An 18,475-nucleotide genomic window follows, 5' to 3' on the forward strand; every position below is an offset into this window, starting at 1 on the left:
TTTGAATTGATAGAATATATGTGTGGTTTAATGTATGGGGAGATGATCTATATATAATTGATAGAATGAATAGTATTTAGTAGGAAGTTAGGAAAATAAAAGCGGAGAGTGTGGGGATATGGCAAAAGGTAACATGTGTTTTGGAGTAGGTGACCGTATTAGGATTAATGGAAGAAGCTACTTGATTGATGGCTACATTAATTTCCTAAATGTAGCAGACGATTGTAACTGGACAGAATACAAACTAATAGATGAAAATAACCAAGTAATCAAATGGTTAAGCGTAGATATTGCATATAGTGAGTATGCACTTTATACGCAAAGTAGTAGCCAGGTAGAACAGCATATTAAGCAATATGGCTATAAAGAGGTAGACAGAGGAACAGCGAAGGTTATGGACTTCAAGGGGAATGTAGATGTAGCTTATTCTGATAAAGTAAGTTTTACAGAATATGAAGATGCAACAGAAGAAAAAATTATAGGCATAGAAATGTGGGAGGATGAAGTAGAATACTCTACAGGATATTATCTAGATGAAGAAGAGATAGAAAGAGGACCGGTAGCTTATAGTAATGTAAGCAATGGTAATAGTATTTTTGATAGTAGCTCTAATAGAAGTGATTATTCAAGTCATAATTATTCTAGTAACGACTATGGAAGAGGAAATTCTGTTAACCTTAACCCCTATAGAAAAATTATTTTATTTGTGGCTGCTTTTATAGGTATTGGTATACTTATATCCATTGCGGGGAGTATTTTTGCAGGTAATTCACATAAAAAAGTTGATTTAAGCAGCGCAATACAAAGAGATAGTCGTTTTACATACGTCACCTCTATGACAGCCGATATTGATAATAATCAAAAAGCAGATGTTTATCAGGTAGATACAACAGTTGAAGATGCTGCAAAAATCATTTTGCTATTAGCCGGTGAAAGTGTAGAGAATGTGGATGAGAATGCTGAAGATGGCTCAGTTGCCATTATTACAAATTCACATTATTGTCTTGTATATACATCAGAAGAAAATACTACATTGGTACAAGTAAGTACTAGAAAATATGTTTATAGTAGTCGTCATAGACCATATCATAGCTATCTTCATACGGGGAGTTTTTATAGAAGCTATTATTATACTACGGGCTATAACGATGATTATAATCATTATAAAGGTGTTAATGCATTTGATGATTATACAGATGGTACAGTAAGTACAAATAGTAATAATCGTTATAAGCAATATTCAGATACAATCAAACAAGAAAGTGTAGCTGCTAGACAATCTTCTGGTGGCGGAACAAGTTCAGGAAAATAAAGGGGGAAATAAGATGTTGGTGGATTTATTAAATGTAGTGATTTATTCAGTGTTAGGTGTGATTTTAATGATGATAGGTTGCTTTTTAGTGGACCTAGCTATTCCATGTGATTTTCCAGAAGAAATCAAAAAAGGAAATCAAGCAGTTGGTTTTATTATGGCAGGTGCTTCTATTGCTATTGGGATTATCGTGAAAAGTGCAGTAATGTCACCAGCAGTAGCCACGGTAGTAGAGCAAACTTTATTAGAAGGCATTACAGGGACACTTCTTTATTCAGCAGCGGGCATTATACTTTGTATTTTAGGTTATTTAATTATGCTTTTATTTAATAGAAAGTATAACTTAAATGATGAAATTGGTAAGGGCAATACGGCTGCAGGTATTATGATTATGGGAATGTTCATTGGGCTTGGTATCGTTATAAGTGGGGTTATTTATTAGGAATGAAGAATAAAGGGTAAATTCAAAAGCAAAAGACGGAATAGAGGAAATCACGTGACCAAGGAAAAAGAATTTAATGTAAGGCTTTTAATGCTTACGACATTACTTATATCAGGATGCTCTATTATTTATGAGGTACTGATTAGTTCGGTAAGCTCTTATTTAGTAGGGGATAGTATTAAACAGTTTTCTATTACTATAGGCCTATATATGAGTGCTATGGGAATAGGGTCTTATTTATCAAGGTATTTAAAAAGAGCGTTATTTGATTGGTTTGTATTTGTAGAGATTGGTGTAGGGATCATAGGTGGACTTACTACGATTATCTTATTTTTTGCTTATCTTTATATAGAGGCCTACGCATTAGTGATGTATATACAAATCATTTTGATTGGCATTTTAGTAGGACTGGAAATTCCACTTTTAACGAGGATTATAGAAGAAAATAGTCCTAATCTAAGAATGACCTTATCTACTTTATTTAGCTTTGATTATATTGGTGGATTAGTAGGTTCTATTGCGTTCCCATTATTATTACTACCTCAGTTTGGCTATTTTACTACAGCTTTCATTACAGGAAGTCTTAATATTACAGTGGCCTTAATCATTGTTTATGAGTATCGTAGGAAGATCAAGAACAGTAGGCTTTTTGGAAGCATAGCAGGAATAAGCTTAGTGGTAATGATATTAGGTTCCTTATTCTCTGCAGATATTGCTAATAATATTGAGGGGCACCTCTATAGAGATCAAGTCATTTTCTCTAAGCAAACGCCTTATCAAAAACTGGTCATGACTAAACATAAAGATGATTTAAGACTTTTTATAGATGGTAATTTGCAGTTTAGTAGCAGTGATGAATACCGCTATCATGAATGCTTAGTACATATTCCAATGATGGCAAATCCTCATAAGGAAAAAGCACTTATTTTAGGTGGTGGTGATGGACTAGCTGTGAGAGAACTTCTTAAGTATGATGAAATCAAGGAGATTACATTAGTAGACTTAGATGCTGAGATTGTGGAACTGTGTAAAACAAATTCCCAAATAACAGCCGTTAATAAAGATGCACTAAGTAGTGAAAAATTACAAATCGTTATTGAGGATGCTTATAAGTATTTAGAGAACTCACAGGAGTACTTTGATATCATCATTATTGATTTGCCAGACCCTAATAATGATGCATTAAATAAGCTTTATACCAATATTTTTTATCGCTTGGCAGCTAATCGTTTAACAGAGACAGGAGTCATGAGTATTCAATCCACTAGCCCTTATTATGCACCCAAGGCTTTTTGGTGCATTAATAAGACTATAAAAGAAGAAGGATTAGAAGTCATCCCTTACCATGTACAAGTGCCAAGCTTTGGTGACTGGGGATTTCAATTGGTATCTAAAAATAAAATGGATGTAAGTAAACTAACGTTAGAGGTACCTACTAGATTTCTAAATGATGAGACATTAGAGAGGCTATTTGTCTTTAGCAAAGACGAAAAGATTGATGAAGGCATAATACTGGCGAATACCTTATCTAGGCCACAGCTTATAGAATATTATCTAGAAGCTGCTAATGAGTGGCGTTAGATTAAAGATAGATAGTTATAAGAATCAAGAAGTAGGAGATTATATGGAAATTATTATTATGTTTGTTGGAGGATTGATTATCTATTATGTAGCTCGTTTCTTCATAGACAAAAAATATAATTATAAGCTACCAGTTATACCTAGTCGATATGCTACTAAAGATGAAAGAAAAAATAAAATGGCAGTGCTTATTTTTATTTTTGGAATCTCAATAACAGGTATAGTAGTTGGCACATTTTTTATGCTTTTACAAGGCTTATTAGGCTGGATATATAGTAAGTAGTATTAAAAATGAAGTGCTTTACAAGCAGCACGATACTCTTTGGGAGTCGCATGATATTTAGCTTTAAATAATTTATTAAAATAAGAAATATTATCGAAACCTACCTCTAAGGCTATGTCCATAATAGGTAGGTTTTTTGTACGTAAATAATCAGCAGCTAGCTCTAAACGTTGGATATTGATATATTGTACGCAGGTCATACCGGTATATTTTTTAAAGAAATTCATAAAGTAATAGTCACTAAACTGGCAAATGTTAGCCAGTTCTTTAATAGATAGTGGTTTATTTAAATTTTGGCTAATGTAATCTAAAACTAATTTAAGCTTTTCCGAATGAGAGCTATTCAAGGTAACATTATAATTTTTTTGTGCTAGTCCATGGGAAAAAAGCACAGCAAAAAATTCAAATAAAGTAGCCTTAATACCTAATTCAAAGCCTTCTTTTTGCTTTGTATAGAAAGAATTAAGCTGATGAAACAAAGCCAGAAGTCTAGGATAGCTAGGGTTTTCTGGATGAATAATGTAGGGAAAGGTGTATTGTTCCTCAAATATAGGAGACAGATATTTAATAGAACAAGCGTCTGGTGTTTTCAGATTAAGCATGCTGAGATTAAAAACAAAGGTATCTGAGGTCATAGAAGAAGTCGTTTGCTGATGAATGTCATGTAAAATAAAAGGGGTAATGATAATGAGGTCCCCAGCTTTAACTTCATAGGATTCTAAATTGATGTGATAAAGAGCAGTTCCTTCTTGTATGAGTGTAAATTCCATTTCTTCATGCCAATGGAGAGGGAGTAAAGCAAAATGTTCAGGAACAATGCAGTGATATTTCATAATAGGAAGTAAAAAATCACCATGGATATTATTTTCTTTTAAACTTAAATCTTTTTTAACAATCATTTTGGTACCTCCATAGCAGAATAGTGTTAGTTTTAATGGATATTTTGCAAGAAATCCCTAATTTTTTATATTATAATAACATATATGAAATAGTTGGTAAACAAGGGGGAACTAATGATGATTAAACGTTATATATATGGTAAGCCTATAGAAACAGAGGCAGTTGTAAAAACATTAGCGCCTACAGAAGGAACAGTTCCTTATTTAGCAGCAACTGAAACAGAAGAGGCTTATGTTTTTGAATACGATATGAATGCATACGACCGTTTATATGGGCTTGGTGAGAATATAAGGGGTATCAACAAAAGAGGCCATATCTATGAAAGCAACTGCAGTGATGATCCTATGCACGATGAAGGGAAAAGCTCTTTATATGGGGCCCATAATTTTCTTATTATCAAAGGCGAAAAGACTTTTGGATTATTCATTGATATGCCTAGTAAGGTGATTTTTGACTGTGGCTATAGTCATAAAGATCAATTAAAGATAACAGTTACAAGTAAAGATTTTGATTTATATATTATAGAAGAAAAAAGTTTCACCGCTATTATCAAAGCCTTCAGAGAACTTATTGGGCCAAGCTACATAGCACCTAAATGGGCTTTTGGTTATCAGCAAAGCCGTTGGGGCTATAAAAACGAAGAAGATCTAAAAAAGGTGGTAGCAGGCTACAGAGAAAATCATATTCCATTAGATGCCATTTATATGGACATTGACTTTATGGATAATTTTAAAGACTTTACCATTGACCCTAACGGTTTTTCAGACTTTAAAGCAACTGTTGCCGAATTAAAGGAGCAAGGTATACGGTTGGTACCTATTGTAGATGCAGGGGTAAAAATAGAAAAAGGCTATGATGTTTATGAAGAAGGTGTAGAAAAAGGTTATTTTTGTACCAATGAAAAAGGAGAAGACTTCGTAGCTGCTGTTTGGCCAGGTCTTGTTCATTTCCCAGATTTTTTAAATAAGGATACAAGAAAATGGTTTGGAGAAAAATATAAGATATTATTAGATGAAGGCATAGAGGGCTTTTGGAATGATATGAATGAGCCTGCTATTTTCTACACACCAGAAGGTTTACAAGAAGCTTTTGAAAAGGTAGATGAAATAAGACAAAAAGATAATATTGGTATTTATGAATATTTTGACCTTAAAGATTCCGTATCCCACACAGGGAATAATCCAAAGGACTATCAGCGCTTTTATCATCAAGTAGGAGACCAGCGTATTCGTCATGACAAGGTGCATAATTTATATGGCTATAATATGACAAGAGCAGCAGGTGAAGCTTTTGAAACTTTAGAACCTGATAAGAGAATTCTTTTATTCTCTAGAGCTTCTTATATTGGTATGCACCGTTATGGTGGTATTTGGACAGGTGATAATATATCATGGTGGAGCCATTTACTTTTAAATATTAAAATGATGCCATCTCTTAATATGTGCGGCATACTATATACTGGTGCAGACCTCGGTGGTTTTGGTGGGAATACGACAGAAGATTTATTATTAAGGTGGCTACAATTTGGTTGCTTTACCCCTCTTATGAGAAATCACTCAGCACTTGGAACGAGAGAGCAAGAAGCTTATCAATTTACAGATTTAGAAAGCTTTAAAAATATTATAGGTATTCGCTATGGTTTAGTACCTTATTTATATAGCGAGTATATGAAGGCAGCACTTCGTAATGAACTTTATTTTAGAACCCTCATGATGGATTATCCAGAAGATAGCTTTGCCGAGAATGTAGAAGATCAATTAATGGTAGGAGAAAGCTTAATGGTTGCTCCGGTTTATGAACAAAATGCAAGAGGACGTTATGTTTATCTGCCAGAAGAAATGCTTATGATAAAATTCAAAAGCCTCACAGATAGATCTTATAAAATCATGGAAAAGGGGCATCATTATATACAAGTAGAACTTGAAGAAATGGTATGCTTTATTAAGCCAAATCATTTCATACCACTCTGTAGTGGAGGAGAATATATAGAAGCATTAGATGAAAATCATCTAGAACTATGTGGTTTTATAAAGGATGAAGCCTCTTACGAGCTTTATCAAGATGATGGTTTTAGTAAGGATTATCATAATCCAGCTCACTTTACTCATATCAAGGTGAGTAAAGAAAATAAAGCGTTACAAGTGACTTGTAATAAATCAGAACTTAGCTTTACTCTCAATTTACACTAATAAATTAAAAGATAGAACTTATTAGCATTTTTAGCGAATAAGTTCTATCTTTTTGTTTAGTAAGTAGCTTAATAAATTAACAGCCTTCTTGAAGCTGCTGATACATATATTTACCTAAAAGTTCATTAACCCTAGCCGAGTAATGCGATTCATTCCAAAAGTAATATTTCTCTGGATTGGTATGCGGTGCTCCTATTTCAGGAAAGTCATTTGATAAGGGATATAAAGCTCATCTATGCCATAAGTTTTGCTTTGGACATAATCAAGAGATTAAATTTAGCTAAGTCAAAAATTTGCAAAGAAGCATACCTGGCAGGTGGTAGCTGATTCAGTGACATAGCCAGCTTACTATTAAAATAGGAGGTAAATAATTGAGCAGACTCGATACGTTGCGTTATGATTTCGTAAGGATTAAGTGATAGATCAGCACTGCCAATAATAAAGAAATGTCTTGCACCTAGGTCAGATAAAGTTTGGATTGCAGTTACTATATTGGATATAGACCAGTCGGCTACTTATCTTATGGTTCCAGGTTGATTATAGTCCATATAATAATAGAAATCATTTGCTGAAATAAATATAAAGTAAAGTGCATTAGAATCGGCGAGCTTTCCCTTTAAATCTGTTTTAAACTTCTCAACTTATCCTAAAAGCCCTGTAGGTCCTAATGTATCTAACCAAGATGAATAGTTAAACTTACCGGAAGTAGCGCCCCAAATAGAATAATTAACTAAAGGAATCTTCAATTGTTCCCCTAATATTTCTACGGCTACTTTACCATATAGAATATCTACCATTCCAATAAAACTTATCTGAAGGCTTAATATAAGCGCCCTCAGGAGGATGCGGTAAATGAGTAATTTGAGAGGTAAGGATCTTAGTGTTTCCAGTATCTGAATAGCTATCCCAAAATACAATAACCTGTGAGAAAGGCTTATTTTTGCATAAGATTGTACTAGAAGTTGCTGTAATTAGAATAAAACCAAACAAAATAGCGATAATAAAAATACTTTTTCAATGTTCTCCCCTCATTAGATAAAAGAATAAATTGAATAGTGCAAGTGATGTTGATATATTATAATTAGTTAAAAAATTTTGATAAATGAGTGGAAATATAGAGGCCGATATAAAGTATTTATAGAGAATGATGGAAAAGATTAGATTGAAAAAGAAAAAGAGAAGGGGGAGAAAGATGAAGATAAAACAGAGGTATTTCATTTTAGGCGTAGGCATTTTATGTGTATTAATGATTGCAATAGTCATCGGAAGTGACATTAATAAAAAAAGTACAGATGTGCTCGTCTCAGAAAAGGAAACAATTACAGAGAGAGATACAATAGATAAACAAGGCGAGAGCAAAGAAGAGGTGGGTAAAGCAAATCAATATCGTTCTCAAACGGGTAACTACAATTATGGAGAAGCTTTACAAAAAGCCATTTTATTCTATGAGCTACAACGTTCAGGAGATTTACCAGAGCAAATAAGATGTAATTGGAGAGGTGATTCTGGTTTAAGTGATGGTAAGGATGTAGGTCTAGATTTAACTGGTGGCTGGTATGATGCAGGTGATCATGTTAAGTTTAATTTACCTATGGCTTATACCTCCACAATGTTAGCTTGGTCTGTTATTGAAGATGAGGAGGTCTATAAGGAAACAAACCAGTATGACTACATACTATCAGAACTACGTTGGGTAAATGATTACCTGATAAAATGTTACCCCAAAGAGGAGGTGTATTATTTTCAAGTAGGGGATGGAGGCGCTGATCATGCTTTTTGGGGAGCTGCTGAAATCCTGCAAATGGAAAGACCAAGCTACAAGGTTGATATCAATAATCCAGGTTCTGCTGTTTGTGGGGAAGGGGCAGCAGCTTTAGCTGCATCGAGTATGGTATTTAAAAAAGTGGACTCAGATTATGCTAGTACGTGCTTAAAGACTGCAAAATCTTTATATGCTTTAGCAGAGGAAATGAAAGGTGATAGTGGCTATGATGCAGTGGCCGGTGCTTACTACAAATCATGGAGTGGCTACTATGATGAATTAGCTTTTGCAGGAGCATGGCTATATTTAGCTACAGGTGAAGAGGTATATCTAGAGAAAGCCAAAACCTATGCTGACCTTTATGCAGGTGGGGATATATATACAGCTAACTATACCTGGGCACATTCATGGGATGACGTACATTATGGAGCCGCCTTATTATTAGCTCGCATTACTGGGGAGGAGCTTTATAAAAAAGCCATCGAGAATAATCTAGACTATTGGACTGTGGGAGTAGAGGGGAAGAAAATACAATATACGCCTAAAGGCCTAGCTTGGTTAGATACATGGGGATCTTTGCGTTATGCAACAACCACAGCATTTTTAGCCAGTATTTATTCAGAGTGGGAAGGATGTAGTAAAGAAAAGCAACAGATTTATCAGGCGTTTGCTCTTAGCCAAGCAGAATATGCCCTTGGTAGTTCAGGGAGAAGCTTCATGATTGGCTATGGAGAGAATTATCCTAAAAATCCACATCATCGAACAGCTCATGGTGGATGGGAGAATAATGTTTCAGGTGAACCTAGTCAAAATAGGCATATTTTAGTTGGAGCTTTAGTAGGTGGGCCAAATGCAAATGATGAATACAAGGATGAAAGAAGTGACTATACAGCCAATGAAGTAGCTTGTGATTATAATGCAGGCTTCACAGGTTTACTAGCTAAGATGTATAAAAAATATGGTGGCGCACCAATAGAAAATTTGACTGCTATTGAAAAAGTAGGAGAAGAACTTTATATAGAAGCCGGCATTAATGCAGAGGATTCACAAAATGAAAAACAATATATAGAGGTAAAAGCTCTAGTATATAACCATACAGCTTGGCCTGCTAGAGTAACAGATAACCTTTCTTTTAAATACTTTTTAGATTTAACTAACTATATAAAAGCAGGAGGAGTACCTAGTGATTTAATAACTAGCTACAATAATAGTAGTGGCAAGGTAATGATTTCTAAAGTATTACCTTGGAATGAATCTAAACATTTATATTATGTTGAAGTTGATTTAATTGGTCATACACTCTATCCCGGAGGACAAAGTGAGCAAAGATTAGAAGTGCAGTTTAGAATAACCGGTAATAGGAAGTGGGATTATACACAGGATTACTCATATATAGACTTAAAAGGTACTAGTAGTAATCAATTAACTCAGGCACAACACTTTGCCCTTTATGATAGAGGCATACTTGTTTTTGGAAGTGAGCCGGGACAAGGAACTCCTTTAGTTAATAAACCACAGACGACAGAAAAAACAAATAGCAATCCAGCTAAAGAAAATGTAAATTCTTCAAATAATAGAGAGGAAAAATTACAAACAGACGGAGGTGAAGTGGAACTGAAACAAACGAATGCTAGTAATAGCAAAAGTAACACGATTAACTTAAATCTTGAAATAAAAGGAAAGAAAGAGAGTCAATTTGATTTAAAAGACCTAAGTATACACTACTATTACACGTCTGACACTCAAGATAAACAGCAATTCTGGTGCGACAATGCACAAATAGATATGAATAAAGAGCCATGGTATATTAATTTGAATAGCAATATATCAGGAAAGATAATGCGTATGGATCAAGTAAAGGACGGTGCTGACCATTACTTAGAAATCCATTTTAATAATAAGGATATTAGTCTAGCAGGAGAGGGTAAGATAACACTTGGTATTCGCATTACTAATGATCAATGGAAAGAATACGATCAAAGCAATGATTATTCCTATAAAAATAGTGACCACATTGTTATTTACTATAAAGGTGAAGTAATTAGCGGCAAAGAACCAAAGTAAATGTATAGAAATGTGACTTCTTCGCAAAATAAAAGGGAATGATAGAAGAAAGTGGAGTAGAAGAATGAAAAAAAAGCAGACGGTTAGAATCATTCTCTTTATTACGGGGTTAGTCACCATAGGCCTCGGTGCAAGGATATTATTATTATCAGATTTAGGAACGGGCGGAATTGATGCTTTGGCAATAGGTCTTGCAAGAATTTTAGGGTTTAGTTTTGGAATGGTTATTAACTTAATAGGTATCACACTTATTATAATTGGTGCTATTTTAAAAAAGAGAAGTTTAGAGTGGAAGCCAATTGTAACCTCTATTCTCTATGGTATCATTTTTGATTTATGGGGCTGGATACTTTTTAATCGATTCACTAGCCCAAAACTACCTTCGCATAAAGGCGTTATGTTTTTAATAGGTTTACTTATTGCAGCCCTAGGTGGCGCATTATATATTTTAATGGAGATATCTACTAGCTCTGTAGATTATATTATGCTAGCTATAAAAGAAAGATTTCATCTTTCTATTCAAAATAGCAGAATCCTATTAGAGATACTTTTTGTGATAGGTGCATGGTTAGTGCAAGGGCCTATTGGTATGGGGACAATTTGTATTATGTTATTGTTTGGACCTATTTTACAAGCTTGTATGAAGCTATTAAATCCAGTATTAATTAAACTAGGTGTTTTAAGTAAGGAATCTAGACCAATAGGTATAAAGGTTCGGAAAATTATATTGAAAAACAAATAGGCAAGGAATAAAATGGTAGTAACGTAAAAGCTAAAGAAAGAGGAAGGAAAAATGAATTTATTTCAAAGAAGATATTTAAAAAATGTAATTGGACTTATATTTTTAATGACAGCGCTTATAGTTGGTGCAGGATGCAATCAAGTAGATAATAATAAAGATCAAGCCAATAATAGTAGTGAGTCTACCGAAAAAGTCCAAGTTGAGGCAATACAAACAACTCCAATTGTTACAATGATAGTAAAAGATTATGGAACAGTTACTTTAGAACTCTATCCAGATATGGCACCTAATACGGTTAACAACTTTATAACATTAGCCAATGATGGTTTTTATGATGGACTTACTTTCCATCGTATTATTAAAGATTTTATGATTCAAGGTGGCGATCCGGATGGTATAGGTACTGGTGGTCCAGGGTATAGTATTGCTGGAGAATTCTCTAATAATGGGTATACAGCAAATACCCTATTACACACCAAAGGGGTCATCTCTATGGCAAGATCCATGGCACCTGATTCAGCAGGAAGTCAGTTCTTTATTATGACAGCAGATACACCAAGTTTAGATGGCAACTATGCTGCCTTTGGTAAGGTAACTTCTGGTTTAGATATAATAGAGGAAATTGGAAATGTAGAAACGGACTCAAGTGATAAACCTATAGAGGATGTAGTTATAGAGAGTATTCGAGTAGAAACAAATGGTATAGATGTGCCTCCAGTTATTAAAATAGAAGAGTAAAGAAATTGGATATAAAAGAATTGATGTTTAACTAGATATTAAAAATAAGAGGAAGACTTGTTCAAGAGGTACTTGAGAATAGTTTTTTCCTCTTATTTTTGCGTTATATTGATAGTTTGTTATTTTTATTTAAATTTACTATTGACATATGTAAGGAAGTGGTGTAGACTAATACAAGTCAGCAAGAACAAGTGCTGATGACAAATGAACTTTGAAAACAAAATAGTAACTATAAACCAGTCGATTCATTACGTCTCTAATAAGAGATGAGAATCAGTACAACTTGTACTAAGTAAAATAGTCAGTAGTAGAGATACTACACGGACAAACTTTTTTATGAGAGTTTGATCCTGGCTCAGGATGAACGCTGGCGGCGTGCTTAACACATGCAAGTCGAACGAAGTGATAGGAGCTTGCTCCTAGAACTTAGTGGCGGACGGGTGAGTAACGCGTGGGTAACCTGCCCTATGCAGGGGGATAACGTTTGGAAACGAACGCTAATACCGCATAAACTATGGACAATCGCATGATTGTTATAGTAAAGATTTTATCGGCATAGGATGGACCCGCGTTGGATTAGCTAGTTGGTGAGATAACAGCCCACCAAGGCGACGATCCATAGCCGGCCTGAGAGGGTGAACGGCCACATTGGGACTGAGACACGGCCCAAACTCCTACGGGAGGCAGCAGTGGGGAATATTGCACAATGGGCGCAAGCCTGATGCAGCGACGCCGCGTGAAGGAAGAAGGTCTTCGGATTGTAAACTTCTATCAGCAGGGAAGAAAAAATGACGGTACCTGACTAAGAAGCTCCGGCTAACTACGTGCCAGCAGCCGCGGTAATACGTAGGGAGCGAGCGTTATCCGGATTTACTGGGTGTAAAGGGTGCGTAGGCGGTTTGTTAAGTCAGAAGTGAAATTTAGGGGCTCAACCTCTAAGCTGCTTCTGAAACTGATGAACTAGAGTGTGGGAGAGGAAAGTGGAATTCCGAGTGTAGCGGTGAAATGCGTAGAGATTCGGAGGAACACCAGTAGCGAAGGCGGCTTTCTGGACCATAACTGACGCTGAGGCACGAAAGCGTGGGGAGCAAACAGGATTAGATACCCTGGTAGTCCACGCTGTAAACGATGAATGCTAGGTGTCGGGGCTTACGGGTCTCGGTGCCGAAGTTAACACATTAAGCATTCCACCTGGGAAGTACGATCGCAAGATTGAAACTCAAAGGAATTGACGGGGACCCGCACAAGCGGTGGAGCATGTGGTTTAATTCGAAGCAACGCGAAGAACCTTACCTAAACTTGACATCCTTTTGACTAGAGGGTAATGCCTCTTTCTTTAGCTTGCTAGAGCAGAAGTGACAGGTGGTGCATGGTTGTCGTCAGCTCGTGTCGTGAGATGTTGGGTTAAGTCCCGCAACGAGCGCAACCCCTATCTTTAGTAGCCAGCATTGAGTTGGGCACTCTAGAGAGACTGCCAGGGATAACTTGGAGGAAGGTGGGGATGACGTCAAATCATCATGCCCCTTATGTTTAGGGCTACACACGTGCTACAATGGCTGCTACAAAGGGAAGCGATCTCGCGAGAGTCAGCAAACCTCAAAAAAGCAGTCCCAGTTCGGATTGTAGTCTGCAACTCGACTACATGAAGTTGGAATCGCTAGTAATCGCGAATCAGAATGTCGCGGTGAATACGTTCCCGGGTCTTGTACACACCGCCCGTCACACCATGGGAGTTGGGGGGGCCCAACGCCGGTGACCCAACCCTTCGGGGAGGGAGCCGTCTAAGGCAAAACCAATAACTGGGGTGAAGTCGTAACAAGGTAGCCGTATCGGAAGGTGCGGCTGGATCACCTCCTTTCTAAGGAATAAGAATTGCTGGTTTAATAGTTACTGTTTTGTTTTGAGAGTTCATCGCTAGATGTAACTATCAAAGCACCGAACCGAAGTGAAACGGCGGTGAGGTGTTGCTTAAGATCTAGTGTAAAATTGAATTCTAATAAATTTGTGGTGATGATGCGCTTAGGGGAAACACCCGTTTCCATTCCGAACACGTAGGTTAAGACCTAAGCGGCCGATGGTACTTGTTGGGAGACTGACTGGGAGAGTAGGTGATTGCCAGATTTTTTATTTGTCAAAAAGTCTTTGAAAATAAGGAGCTATGATATAGCTAGTATTTTCAAAGACTTTTTTTGATTCTATATTAATAGTTAAGGTATGCTAAGTATGGTGAACTATAAGTAGTTAAGAGGATTTTTTTAATATATCTTAGCTACTTTTTTATTGTATGTGTGTAGTATTCTACATCTAAATTTTTGAATTTATAATAGCCATATGCATTACATTTCAAGTCGACACCTTAAGAAGTATTTTTTAAATGCAATATATATTTGACATTTTGTAATAAATATATTATAGTTGCGTTAGATATATTTGTCATAGAGTATCATTCATTTATAAAGGGGAAGATGTAATGAAAAAGTTAAAAGATGAAAGAATTATAAATCAAACCAACAAAATATTAAGTCCCATGTATTTTTTGACATTAGTATTACTTATCTTAGGGATATGCATTAAATGGCAGTTTACAAAGGAAATAACAATGTATATTATAGAGATACTTGTTATTCCAATAACTCTAGGATATATGTTAATTAGTCTTGGTGTTAGAGGCTTATTATTCCAAAAAGCAAGAGATGAGCAGACTTTACGAATGAAACAAAGTGTCATATCGAAATGTTATGGGATAAGTTTTTTTATTTTGATAATAGGAGAATTTATACTAATGCTCATTTTTCCTAAAAATATAGATATATTATCTATTTACATGGGTGTATGGTTTATACCTGCTATGATTATAACTGTTTATGTTATTAAAAAGGGATTACTAATTTGGGGCGGAAAAGAGAGAGCAAAGACTGGAATAAAAGAATTCAAAAAGAGAACCTGTATAGGAGCCTTATTCTTTGGAATTATAATGGGGGGACCTCATATGATTAAAGATAATATGTTTAATCCTTGGGGATTTTTATGGATAGTAGGAATGGCAGTAAGTTGGGGAGTTCTTTTTTATTTCATGATGAAATTAATGATTTCTATAAGCGAAAAGAAAGCAGACCAAGAAGTAAGAAAAGCTGAATGTTTAGATGGAGAAGAATATGAAGAATATAAAGATGAAAATAGCTAGGATAGAATGTGACCTATCTCAGGAGCAATTGGCAGAAGCCGTAGGTGTTACAAGGCAAACCATAGGACTCATAGAAGCAGGAAAATATAATCCGTCGTTAAACCTGTGTATTGCAATTTGTAAAGAGCTTCATAAGACTTTAGATGAGTTATTTTGGATGTAAAAAGCTCATATAGGAGAGGTTCATATAGATATTCCGAAGAAGAGTATATAGAGATATACTAAAGGAAGCAGACTTGACCTTATTCAAACATTAATACAATTAAATAAATGATAGAGAACCAACAATAGCTTTGATATGTGATCAAATGCTATATTGAGCGTGTTTAGTAATTCTAGCAATTGGAAACTAAACACGCTCTTTTTCGTATAAAAGATTAAAAAATGATGATAAAGAGTTTTACAACGTTAATCTAATTTTAATTGACAACGCAACAATGTTATGCTAATATTTGTTTAAATAATAAAACAATGTTACGGAGGTATGGAAATGGAAAATAGTAAACTTCATTCAATTCAAATCGATGGCCTAGGAACCTATGGGGGAGGTGAGTTTGATAAAGTTAGCATAGCTGGAAGTGGTAAATTTACTGAAAGCGTAAAAAGCGAAAAGTTTCAAGTTTCAGGTATTGGGACTCTTTTAGGAGAGCTTGAAACAAAGATGTTAGGGGTATCAGGTACTTGTAAGGTAGAAGGTAATGTTTTAGCCGAAAATATTGATGTATCAGGGGTTTTAAAGTGTGAGGGCAATGTAGAGTTGTCAGAGGAACTTCGTGTTAATGGGATGACTAAAATAGAACAATGTTTGAAAGCTAATACAGTTAAAGGAAAAGGCTTTTTAGAAGTAAAAGAAGATATTGCAGGAGAAATGATTGAGATTGAAGGGGTTTTAAACTGTGGTAAATTCTTAAACTGTGAAGTATTGGTGTTTACAGCTGTAGGAACATCTGTTTTAAATGAGGTTGGAGCTGCTAGAGTAAGAATTAGACAAGGGTATGAGAGTGTAACAAAGTTCCTTGGACCTTTTATGCCTAAAATTTTAAAGGAAAATAAAGTTGTGGCTAGTACTATTGAAGGCGATGAAATTATTCTGGAAAACTGTGAAGCTAAAGTAGTAAGAGGTAAAAATATTAAAATTGGTAAAGGCTGTAGAATTGGTGTAGTGGAATACAGTGACCAAATTGATGTTGATCCAGAAGCAATAGTAGATACAGTTAATCAAATCTAGAATGAAAGGCAGAGGTGAGAGCGATGGAAGAATTGATTTCAAAAAAAGAGCTATTAGATTTAACAAATATTTCATATGGACAGTTATATAGATGGAAACGCATGAATATTATTCCAGAGGATTGGTTTATTAAGAAATCTTCGACTACAGGGCAAGAGACTTTTTTTAGAAGAGATAAAATTCTAGAACGTATAGAATTAATTCTTTCTATGAAGGATGGAACTTCATTAGAAGAAATAGCTGCCTTGTTTAATAAAGAAGAGGGTGAAAAGGTATTTGACATAGAGTACATTATGGCAAAAGAAGCTATAAGCACTGCCGCTAGAGAAGTATTTAATAGCTTATTCGGGGATATAAAAGAAGTAGAGAAAAAGGAACTTATTATTTTAGCAGTTATAGAAAAGTATCTGTTACAATCCATTATTACAGTAGATGAAATAAAAATGCTGGGGGCTATGTTAAGTGAAGCCTTTGGCAAACTGTATAAGGAAGAAAGCAAGCTTCTACTCTTTAGAAAGTTTGGGATTTCCTTTATTGTAGGCTGTCATAATCAAGATGAAGTGATAGTAGATAGTAGTGCTGTTAAGATTATGGAGATTGATCTTATAAAAGAAGTAAGTGAGATGAGTTTAAAATTAGTATAAGTCAAATTTACTTCATATAAGAAATTCAAAGATAGAGAAAAGCATAGTTAAAAGATAGAGTTTTTATATATAATTAGAACGTTAATGTCATAGATAAGAATGGGCCAATGACTTTTAGTGCATCTATAATAATAATGAGGGTATAAACCATAACACGGATTACACCCTCATTATTATTATGCTCTTATTTATTATTTTTTCTTAGTATTTTTTGCATTTTTAGTATCATTTTTTGATTTAGAAGCAGCTGCAGATTTACCTTTTGCAGTAGAGTTAGATTTGCTTTTTCCTTTATCAGGCATAGTAGACCTCCATGTAATTTGATACTCTATACATATGCAATAGTAGGACAAAATAGACCTAGGATTAAACAATGCATAGAATGGCACGAAAAATACCTTGAAGTTATGCTTATGAGTAGTCATTTCATCTCTTATTTCAACCATGATGCGACATTATATATGATGAGTATATGCTATAATGATACTAGGCGTATTTATGGGAGGGAATGAATTGAATATAAAAAAAGTTATAGGTGTGTTACTTTTTGTTAATCTCATGCAAATTATTTTAGTACTAAGTATGTGGATTAATAAGGGGGAAGGGGCTTGGAAAAATGTAGGTTTTTCCTTATATTTGGTAGTAGGTCTTGCTCTTATTAATAGCTTAGCTACAGTAGTAGGTGTTCTTTATGCTAATAGACTTAGAAATGAGGATCTACTAGAAAGTATGAAAAACTTAGAAGAGCTTAATACTACATTAAGAGTGCAAAGGCATGATTATTTAAACCATCTTCAAGTGGTATATGGCTTAATAGAATTAGAGGAGTATGAAGAGGCTAAAAGGTATATGGAGCCGGTATTTAATGAAGTTATTAAGGTAAGCAGAGCTTTAAAAACAGCCCAACCAGCCATTAATGCATTATTACAAGCCAAACTAGAAGTAGCAGAGAAGAACAAGGTACATATGACCTTAAATATAAAAACAGATTTAAGACACCTTAAGATAGAACCTTGGGAGCTTTGCAAAGTACTTGCTAATATTATCGATAATGGTATAACAGCCCTTCTTTTAAAAACTTGTGAAAGGCATTTGATTGTAGATATTAATGAAGAAGGTGAATGCTACTTATTTAATATCTGTAATGATGGACCTGTCATTGACAATAATCAGTTAGAGCAAATTTTTAAACAAGGCTATACGACTAAGAAAGAAGTAGGTCATGGAATGGGACTATATATTGTGAAAAAGATTATAGGAGCCTCAGGAGGAACTATTCATGTTACATCAACTGAGGAGAAGACAAGCTTTCAAATTCAATTGCCTAAGGAGGTAAATAGTTAAAATTTAAGATTAATTCATAGTGAGATATAAATAATAAAAAATGACAGGATAAAGGCGAAAGT

At 34.9% G+C, this 18,475-nt stretch carries 15 protein-coding genes and 2 rRNA genes; 15 read left to right on the forward strand and 2 right to left on the reverse strand.

Annotation, left to right across the window (positions count from 1 at the left end):
- Nucleotides 1-118: 118 nt before the first annotated feature.
- The 4 genes from EKH84_RS05680 to EKH84_RS05695 are packed head-to-tail and all read left to right on the forward strand — an operon-like array spanning nucleotide 119 to nucleotide 3,618.
- Nucleotides 119-1,312 carry a DUF4178 domain-containing protein gene (locus EKH84_RS05680; protein WP_127065523.1) on the forward strand — a complete coding sequence of 398 codons (1,194 nt, stop codon included), beginning with the start codon at nucleotides 119-121 and terminating at the stop codon, nucleotides 1,310-1,312.
- A gap of 13 nt (nucleotides 1,313-1,325) precedes the next feature.
- Complete coding sequence (locus EKH84_RS05685) at nucleotides 1,326-1,754, forward strand: DUF350 domain-containing protein (RefSeq protein WP_127065524.1); 429 nt, start codon at nucleotides 1,326-1,328, stop codon at nucleotides 1,752-1,754.
- A gap of 54 nt (nucleotides 1,755-1,808) precedes the next feature.
- Nucleotides 1,809-3,335 (forward strand): polyamine aminopropyltransferase, encoded by a 1,527-nt coding sequence (locus tag EKH84_RS05690; RefSeq protein WP_127065525.1) that lies wholly within the window; start codon nucleotides 1,809-1,811, stop codon nucleotides 3,333-3,335.
- Nucleotides 3,322-3,618: a hypothetical protein gene (locus EKH84_RS05695; protein WP_127065526.1), complete on the forward strand. Its 297-nt coding sequence runs from the start codon at nucleotides 3,322-3,324 to the stop codon at nucleotides 3,616-3,618. The genes EKH84_RS05690 and EKH84_RS05695 overlap by 14 nt, the downstream gene beginning before the upstream one ends.
- Before the next feature lie 2 nt (nucleotides 3,619-3,620).
- Here the strand turns inward: EKH84_RS05695 and EKH84_RS05700 are convergent, their stop codons facing one another.
- The gene (locus EKH84_RS05700) at nucleotides 3,621-4,517 is read right to left on the reverse strand and encodes an AraC family transcriptional regulator (protein WP_127065527.1); all 897 of its coding nucleotides are present in this window, start codon (nucleotides 4,515-4,517) and stop codon (nucleotides 3,621-3,623) included.
- 117 nt (nucleotides 4,518-4,634) lie between these two features.
- Here EKH84_RS05700 and EKH84_RS05705 point away from each other — a divergent pair, with 117 nt between their 5' ends.
- Nucleotides 4,635-6,707 carry a TIM-barrel domain-containing protein gene (locus tag EKH84_RS05705; protein WP_243118642.1) on the forward strand — a complete coding sequence of 691 codons (2,073 nt, stop codon included), beginning with the start codon at nucleotides 4,635-4,637 and terminating at the stop codon, nucleotides 6,705-6,707.
- Between the two features lie 641 nt (nucleotides 6,708-7,348).
- Here EKH84_RS05705 and EKH84_RS21890 read toward each other — a convergent pair.
- On the reverse strand, nucleotides 7,349-7,504 hold the full coding sequence (locus EKH84_RS21890; RefSeq protein WP_190283497.1) for a hypothetical protein: 156 nt from the start codon (nucleotides 7,502-7,504) through the stop codon (nucleotides 7,349-7,351).
- A 395-nt stretch (nucleotides 7,505-7,899) separates the two neighbouring features.
- Between EKH84_RS21890 and EKH84_RS05710 the strand changes: the two genes are divergently transcribed.
- From EKH84_RS05710 to EKH84_RS05755, 10 genes are all read left to right on the forward strand, one after another.
- Nucleotides 7,900-10,533, forward strand: coding sequence for a glycoside hydrolase family 9 protein (locus tag EKH84_RS05710; RefSeq protein WP_127065529.1), 2,634 nt, complete (start codon nucleotides 7,900-7,902; stop codon nucleotides 10,531-10,533).
- A 64-nt stretch (nucleotides 10,534-10,597) separates the two neighbouring features.
- The gene (locus EKH84_RS05715) at nucleotides 10,598-11,275 is read left to right on the forward strand and encodes a YczE/YyaS/YitT family protein (RefSeq protein WP_127065530.1); all 678 of its coding nucleotides are present in this window, start codon (nucleotides 10,598-10,600) and stop codon (nucleotides 11,273-11,275) included.
- Between the two features lie 51 nt (nucleotides 11,276-11,326).
- The gene (locus tag EKH84_RS05720) at nucleotides 11,327-12,013 is read left to right on the forward strand and encodes a peptidylprolyl isomerase (protein WP_127065531.1); all 687 of its coding nucleotides are present in this window, start codon (nucleotides 11,327-11,329) and stop codon (nucleotides 12,011-12,013) included.
- A 332-nt stretch (nucleotides 12,014-12,345) separates the two neighbouring features.
- A 16S ribosomal RNA gene (locus tag EKH84_RS05725) occupies nucleotides 12,346-13,871 on the forward strand.
- Nucleotides 13,872-14,016: 145 nt separating this feature from the next.
- Nucleotides 14,017-14,134 (forward strand): 5S ribosomal RNA (gene rrf / locus EKH84_RS05730).
- Nucleotides 14,135-14,483: 349 nt separating this feature from the next.
- Entirely contained in the window at nucleotides 14,484-15,197 is a 714-nt protein-coding gene (locus EKH84_RS05735; RefSeq protein WP_127065532.1) for a DUF6773 family protein, read from the forward strand.
- Nucleotides 15,169-15,360 carry a helix-turn-helix transcriptional regulator gene (locus tag EKH84_RS05740; RefSeq protein ID WP_127065533.1) on the forward strand — a complete coding sequence of 64 codons (192 nt, stop codon included), beginning with the start codon at nucleotides 15,169-15,171 and terminating at the stop codon, nucleotides 15,358-15,360. The genes EKH84_RS05735 and EKH84_RS05740 overlap by 29 nt, the downstream gene beginning before the upstream one ends.
- A gap of 327 nt (nucleotides 15,361-15,687) precedes the next feature.
- On the forward strand, nucleotides 15,688-16,425 hold the full coding sequence (locus tag EKH84_RS05745) for a hypothetical protein (protein WP_127065534.1): 738 nt from the start codon (nucleotides 15,688-15,690) through the stop codon (nucleotides 16,423-16,425).
- 23 nt (nucleotides 16,426-16,448) lie between these two features.
- Nucleotides 16,449-17,069, forward strand: a complete 621-nt coding sequence (locus EKH84_RS05750; RefSeq protein WP_127065535.1) for a YhbD family protein — start codon at nucleotides 16,449-16,451, stop codon at nucleotides 17,067-17,069.
- Nucleotides 17,070-17,582: 513 nt separating this feature from the next.
- A complete protein-coding gene (locus EKH84_RS05755) occupies nucleotides 17,583-18,413 on the forward strand; it encodes a sensor histidine kinase (protein ID WP_243118643.1) in 831 nt (276 codons plus the stop codon).
- The last annotated feature ends 62 nt before the right edge of the window (nucleotides 18,414-18,475 follow it).

Origin of the sequence: Cellulosilyticum sp. WCF-2, from assembly GCF_003990395.1 — a bacterium.
Lineage (GTDB): Bacteria > Bacillota > Clostridia > Lachnospirales > Cellulosilyticaceae > Cellulosilyticum > Cellulosilyticum lentocellum.

Coding starts and splice junctions, on each gene's coding strand:
- EKH84_RS05715 (WP_127065530.1), top strand. CDS start 10,598: ATGAAAAAAAAGCAGACGGTTAGAATCATTCTCTTTATTACGGGGTTA.
- EKH84_RS05680 (WP_127065523.1), top strand. CDS start 119: ATGGCAAAAGGTAACATGTGTTTTGGAGTAGGTGACCGTATTAGGATT.
- EKH84_RS05740 (WP_127065533.1), top strand. CDS start 15,169: ATGAAGAATATAAAGATGAAAATAGCTAGGATAGAATGTGACCTATCT.
- EKH84_RS05705 (WP_243118642.1), top strand. CDS start 4,635: ATGATTAAACGTTATATATATGGTAAGCCTATAGAAACAGAGGCAGTT.
- EKH84_RS05745 (WP_127065534.1), top strand. CDS start 15,688: ATGGAAAATAGTAAACTTCATTCAATTCAAATCGATGGCCTAGGAACC.
- EKH84_RS05720 (WP_127065531.1), top strand. CDS start 11,327: ATGAATTTATTTCAAAGAAGATATTTAAAAAATGTAATTGGACTTATA.
- EKH84_RS05695 (WP_127065526.1), top strand. CDS start 3,322: ATGAGTGGCGTTAGATTAAAGATAGATAGTTATAAGAATCAAGAAGTA.
- EKH84_RS05735 (WP_127065532.1), top strand. CDS start 14,484: ATGAAAAAGTTAAAAGATGAAAGAATTATAAATCAAACCAACAAAATA.
- EKH84_RS05685 (WP_127065524.1), top strand. CDS start 1,326: ATGTTGGTGGATTTATTAAATGTAGTGATTTATTCAGTGTTAGGTGTG.
- EKH84_RS05750 (WP_127065535.1), top strand. CDS start 16,449: ATGGAAGAATTGATTTCAAAAAAAGAGCTATTAGATTTAACAAATATT.
- EKH84_RS05700 (WP_127065527.1), bottom strand. CDS start 4,517: ATGATTGTTAAAAAAGATTTAAGTTTAAAAGAAAATAATATCCATGGT.
- EKH84_RS05710 (WP_127065529.1), top strand. CDS start 7,900: ATGAAGATAAAACAGAGGTATTTCATTTTAGGCGTAGGCATTTTATGT.
- EKH84_RS21890 (WP_190283497.1), bottom strand. CDS start 7,504: ATGGTAGATATTCTATATGGTAAAGTAGCCGTAGAAATATTAGGGGAA.